This is a genomic window from Nostoc sp. CALU 1950 (assembly GCF_051172895.1).
In the GTDB taxonomy this organism is placed as follows: domain Bacteria; phylum Cyanobacteriota; class Cyanobacteriia; order Cyanobacteriales; family Nostocaceae; genus Nostoc; species Nostoc edaphicum_A.
Window position 1 is genome coordinate 1 of sequence record NZ_JBDNJQ010000378.1, and the last position, 1,243, is coordinate 1,243.

1 protein-coding gene is annotated in these 1,243 nt (G+C 46.8%); it reads left to right on the forward strand.

The annotated features are described in order from the left end of the window. Nucleotides 1–145: 145 nt before the first annotated feature. The gene (locus tag ABF638_RS38010; protein WP_435027889.1) at nucleotides 146–1,168 is read left to right on the forward strand and encodes a tRNA-dihydrouridine synthase family protein; all 1,023 of its coding nucleotides are present in this window, start codon (nucleotides 146–148) and stop codon (nucleotides 1,166–1,168) included. Nucleotides 1,169–1,243 lie beyond the last annotated feature (75 nt).

Consider the following 1,243-nt stretch of genomic DNA (forward strand, 5'->3'; position numbering starts at 1 on the left):
AACACGAATAATTTTCCCAAAAATTCCCGAAAAATGCACAAAGTCAACAGCCTACTACTAGCCCCCTGCCTTCTTCAAGTTCGCAGTTCCTAACAAGTGACTATTTTTTGATAGAGTAATGCTTTGTCGAACCCTCTTCATCTCTATGTCCCAGGTATTGCCGCTCCCCCAATCGTTGCATCCAGACCTACCCCTCACGGCTCTTGCGCCAATGCAGGATGTAACAAACCTCTGGTTTATGAAGGTGATTGCCCACTACGGCAGTCCTGACTACTTTTTCACCGAGTATTTCCGCGTGAATGATACCTCACGGCTCAATCGTGGCATTTTGACAGCAATCACCGAAAACGACACAGGTCGCCCCGTTTTTGCTCAAATGATTGGCGAAAGCATTCCAGATTTAGTGAGAACAGCAAAGGAACTCTGCAACTATAATATCGCTGGAGTTGACTTGAATATGGGCTGTCCAGCACCTAGAATCTATCGCAAAAATGTTGGGGGTGGATTGTTGCTCTCACCAGAAAAAGTGGATCGGATTTTGGGAGAACTGCGTTCTGCTGTGAACGATCGACCTTTGACCGTTAAGATGCGTGTAGGCTTTGAAAATACAGATAACTTTTACAAAATTCTAGATATAATCAATCGCCACAGCATTGATTTGCTGAGTTTGCATGGTCGCACTGTGAAAGATATGTACCACGGGGCAGTGAAATATAATTTGATTGCTGAAGCAGTCAAACGGGTTCATTGTCCAGTGCTTGCCAATGGCAATATCGACTCTGCGGCAACAGCTGTGGAAGTGCTTTCTCAAACGGGCGCGGCGGGTGTGATGGTGGGACGCTGGGCGATCGGGAATCCTTGGCTTTTTAATCAAATTCGGCAGGCTTTGCGCTTCGAGACGATCACGCCCGTTCCTTTAGTAGAGGTACGCAACTATATCGATCGTTTATGGCAAACCCCCACAGCGGCAACTATGCCAGTGCGATCGCGCGTAGGCTACCTCAAAATGTTCCTCAACTACATTGCCCTGAGTGTTGACACTGAGGGTCATTTCCTACGGCTGATGCGACATACCCAGACTGAGGTAGAAATGTTTAACCTCTGCGATCGCTTTCTCCTTACTGATCTTACGAAAACTTTAGCCCTAGCACCCTCCTTGAGTGTGTAAATCAAGGGATGATTCTTGTAGCAATACTTGTCGGTTAAGGGGAAAAGGGGAAGGGGAAAGGGGAAAGAAAAAACC

Coding starts and splice junctions, on each gene's coding strand:
- ABF638_RS38010 (WP_435027889.1), top strand. CDS start 146: ATGTCCCAGGTATTGCCGCTCCCCCAATCGTTGCATCCAGACCTACCC.